This is a genomic window from Enterobacter soli ATCC BAA-2102, from assembly GCF_001654845.1.
Lineage (GTDB): Bacteria > Pseudomonadota > Gammaproteobacteria > Enterobacterales > Enterobacteriaceae > Enterobacter > Enterobacter soli.
The window spans coordinates 1-3,798 of sequence record NZ_LXES01000017.1 but is presented as its reverse complement, the minus strand read 5'-3'; the positions used below and the strand labels follow the sequence as shown (position 1 = coordinate 3,798).

General features: G+C 40.2%; 6 protein-coding genes. All 6 read left to right on the top strand.

The annotated features are described in order from the left end of the window. On the top strand, nt 1-451 hold a 451-nt coding region (locus M987_RS23785; protein ID WP_246866458.1), incomplete at its 5' end, for an HNH/endonuclease VII fold putative polymorphic toxin. 10 nt (nt 452-461) lie between these two features. Beyond that, complete coding sequence (locus tag M987_RS05860; RefSeq protein WP_049796687.1) at nt 462-845, top strand: Imm50 family immunity protein; 384 nt, start codon at nt 462-464, stop codon at nt 843-845. Nucleotides 846-1,379: 534 nt separating this feature from the next. Beyond that, entirely contained in the window at nt 1,380-1,727 is a 348-nt protein-coding gene (locus M987_RS24880; RefSeq protein WP_167320607.1) for a hypothetical protein, read from the top strand. After that, nucleotides 1,690-2,280 carry an RHS repeat-associated core domain-containing protein gene (locus tag M987_RS25170; protein WP_080562848.1) on the top strand — a complete coding sequence of 197 codons (591 nt, stop codon included), beginning with the start codon at nt 1,690-1,692 and terminating at the stop codon, nt 2,278-2,280. The genes M987_RS24880 and M987_RS25170 overlap by 38 nt, the downstream gene beginning before the upstream one ends. Beyond that, nucleotides 2,277-2,645: an Imm8 family immunity protein gene (locus M987_RS05850; RefSeq protein ID WP_014072451.1), complete on the top strand. Its 369-nt coding sequence runs from the start codon at nt 2,277-2,279 to the stop codon at nt 2,643-2,645. The genes M987_RS25170 and M987_RS05850 overlap by 4 nt, the downstream gene beginning before the upstream one ends. A 274-nt stretch (nt 2,646-2,919) precedes the next feature. Next, nucleotides 2,920-3,186 carry an Imm50 family immunity protein gene (locus M987_RS25260; protein WP_080562862.1) on the top strand — a complete coding sequence of 89 codons (267 nt, stop codon included), beginning with the start codon at nt 2,920-2,922 and terminating at the stop codon, nt 3,184-3,186. The last annotated feature ends 612 nt before the right edge of the window (nt 3,187-3,798 follow it).

Genomic DNA, 3,798 nt, shown 5'->3' with positions numbered 1-3,798 from the left:
CCCGGTGGGGCTGGCGGGGGGACTGAATACTTATGCCTACGTTAACAATCCATTAACCTGGATAGATCCATTAGGTCTTGCTGGGTGTAGTGCTCAATTTAAATCAAGAAATGAAGCGTTCCGGGCTGCAAAAAGAGATGCAGGTATTCCAATGAGTCAACAACCAGACAGAATATTCAATTCTAAAACTGGATTTCATGGTGACCATAGAAGTGTGCCAATGACTGACTCCAGAAAGAATCCTATTTTTGATAGTAACGGGAATCAAGTCTGGACAAGGGAATATCAGTTTACCAAAGCGGATGGTTCTAAAATTATTATCCAAGATCATGCTGCCGGACACTCTTACCCAAATGGTATAGGAAATCAAGGTCCTCATTTAAATATAAGACCAATTGAAAATACTAGAACAGGCTCAGTTCCTGGTACATTTGATCATTATGAATTTTGAGGATAAAAATATGAACTGGAATAATATTGATGGAAATATATTATTTAATAAGGTTTTTACTAATCCTGTTGAAGTGGGAGAAATTGATATCTTTGATATCAAAATAGATCGTGAAGCTTCCACAGTAATAATATCTTTCGACTTAGTTAATGAATTGCCAGACAACCCACCACCTAAATGGGTAAAAGGTTATAACAGATGTAGATGTGGCATAAATTGTAGTGGGGTTAAATTTTTAAAGATAGATGGGATATCTACAGATATGCCAGCAAGAATAGAAATAAACAAACATGCTGGCAATAATGAAGTTATAATCAAAGGGGATGATATTTTTCTAAATCTGAAGTGTTCACATATACAACTTATGGGACCTTCAGTATATATAAGTCAATAAAATAAAGCCGGGACAAATCTTAAATCATCCCGGCTTATTTTTTATTTGGTTGCTATAGTTCAGCACACTAAACACACCGTCACTCATCCCACTAACCACTTAATTATACTGATAAAAAATTTTTCGTAACTCCTGCACCTCGTCGCTATCCACCATCAACACAATACCTCCTTCGAAATCTTAACAATCACGGCCGTTCAGGACTCAAATCCCGCGTTCGGCAGCGAGTTGCCCATAAGGTACATGCTTGGCATGCTTGAGAATTCAGTTGGGGTTTTATAAAAGTAACTTCTGAAAGAATATTTATTCACATTCAAGATATAATTCTATTTATGTCCTCTCAGTAAATTAAAACGACCTGTTACAGTTTGCCTGATATATATCAGGCACAATTCTGAATTTTCGTGAACCTCTTTTCCTGAACGCGCCTGTCTAATAATATCAACATATGCAGGGATTATTTTCGCAGCCTGCGGTAGCTTTCACCTGGTTATCAGTTCGTTCTTATTTCACATTAGCTTCATTCCACGAGTGTTGTCTTACTACTTGCGGGCTGACGACAAAAAATTCATGACCGGCCCCCTGACGGTCGCCACCGGTAATCGCCTGACGCACGCCGGGGCCACCCGCTATGAATACGACGGCTACGGCAACCGCATTCTTGAGGTGACCGGTGATGAGGAGCAGCACTACGAATGGGACACGGAGCACCGCCTGACCGGCTACCGCTGCCGGGTACGGGGTCAGGAGACCGTACATTACCGCTATCAGTACGACGCCCTGGGGCGCCGTATTCTGAAGGAGGACTTACTTACACGCACCGCCCGCCGCTTTTTCTGGCAGGGTGAGCGCCTGCTCTTACGGTCAGGTGCATCATGTTGATACCGCAGGGATAAATCAGCCGCTGCGCTTTCAGGGGCAGTATCATGACGCGGAAAGTGGGTTATACTACAACAGGCACCGGTATTATGACCCGGGTGTCGGGCGGTACCTGAGTCCGGACCCGGTGGGGCTGGCGGGTGGGCTGAATCAGTATGCGTATGTGCCGGATCCGCTGTCGTGGATTGATCCGCTTGGTCTAAGTTGCAAATTAACAAATCAGCAGTTTAAGAATAAACTCAAAAGAATTAAAAATCAGACTGCCGCAGGTGGCAACCGGGGAATAAATGGCATTGTATCTCAGGATGATGCTTTTAAATTAGGCGAGGCATTTGTTGGACCTAATTATAATAAAATTAGTGGTTATGGTTCTGATCTCTTGATTTCCGAAGATGGTTTGAGACAATATAGAGGGCCGTCTCCGAAACGAGGGAAAAATCCATTGACTGGTGAACCGTGGTCAAGAACTGGAACTCAAGTAAACTTTCAAAGTAGAACTGTTCCTGAAGGGCCATGGTCAAGCAATGTTCACTTGGATACGGAGTCATTACCATGAAATTAAAGCAAAGAAAACTAGAGATAAAACACTACTGGTCTCCAGATATATATAACCCGTGGACTTGGAAGCCTATCGATAATAATGTTTTTTATTTTCTTGAAATGAATATAGGCATGAGTGACGAAGATTCTTCGGATATTTATTCTGTGGTTGTAGCAACTACCGAAGGAGTGTCTTATTTAAAAGACAAAAAAAATATGCTTAACAAACAGTATAAAATAATTCTAGTTGATGAATATTCATGGAAAAGAGTTGTATCTATCTTAAACTCTATCGTTTCAAGTATTGAAATCAAAAACGATATATATATATCACAAGAGTTATGCAAAAATTTTTATTGGGAATATGATTCAATGAAGTAATTTAAAAGCCGGGAAAGACTTTAAATCTTCCCGGCTCATTTTTATTTACCCGTTGCCGTTCGGCCCACTAAAAACTGGGAACGGTTCGAGAAATGGTTCTGTTAGTGGTTTATATGATCACTATGAATTTCTTGGAGGATTATAATTATGTGGTTTGATTTGGCCCATGGAAAAGAAAAAGTTAACTTCATGTTTAACAATGAGTTATCTCTCAATGGTTCTGAGCTTGAGAATTTCTTATTTTATGATCTTTCAAAAATAAGAATATGTTTTAATACGAGACATATACCGAAAAAAAACACCAGATAAATGGAGAAATATAGAGTTTAATGGATTATCTATAACGTTAACCCTTATAGGGATAAATAAGTTAAACTTACAAGGTGAACGAGTAGGTTTTGTATGTTCACCCGTAATAGAGAGAATAGGTAATGAAATAATTTTCTCTATTGATAATGGAGATAGATTTCATTTATCATGTGTCGCCGAAGTAATTGTCATCGACTCAATTGAACCATATTTAGATCAGCGCTGGAAATGATGTATCATCTTAATTCCGGGGAGTATTTGAACTTCCCGGATTATATTTTTAACTATCATTATTCATTCTACTAACCCAAATCCCTTTAACCACCTGTTTAGTCTGATAAAGCTGCTCGCTCAGCTCCTGCACCTCGTTATTATCTGCGATGATGGTCAGGCCCTCCTCTGTAATCCTCACCGCCCAGCCGCGGCCCGGTGTCAAATCCCGCGTTCGGCAGCGAGTTGCCCATAAGGTACATGCTGGTCATGCTTAAGCATTCAGTTGGAATTTTATAAAAGTAACTTCTGAAAGAATATTTATTCACATTCAAGATATAATTTTATTTATGTCCTCTCAGTAAATTAAAACGACTTGTTACAGTTTGCTTGATATATATCAGGCACAATTATGAATTTTCGTGAACCTCTTTTCCTGATCGCGCCTGTCTAATAATATCAACATATGCAGGGATCATTTCCACAGCCTGCGGTAGCTTTCACCTGGTTATCAGTTTGTTCTTATTTCATATTAGCTTTATTCCACGAGTGTTGTCTTATTACTTGCGGGCTGGTGGCAATAAATTCATGATCGGCCCCCTGACGGTCGCCCCCGGCAGTCGCCTGACGCACG

Coding starts and splice junctions, on each gene's coding strand:
- M987_RS05860 (WP_049796687.1), top strand. CDS start 462: ATGAACTGGAATAATATTGATGGAAATATATTATTTAATAAGGTTTTT.
- M987_RS05850 (WP_014072451.1), top strand. CDS start 2,277: ATGAAATTAAAGCAAAGAAAACTAGAGATAAAACACTACTGGTCTCCA.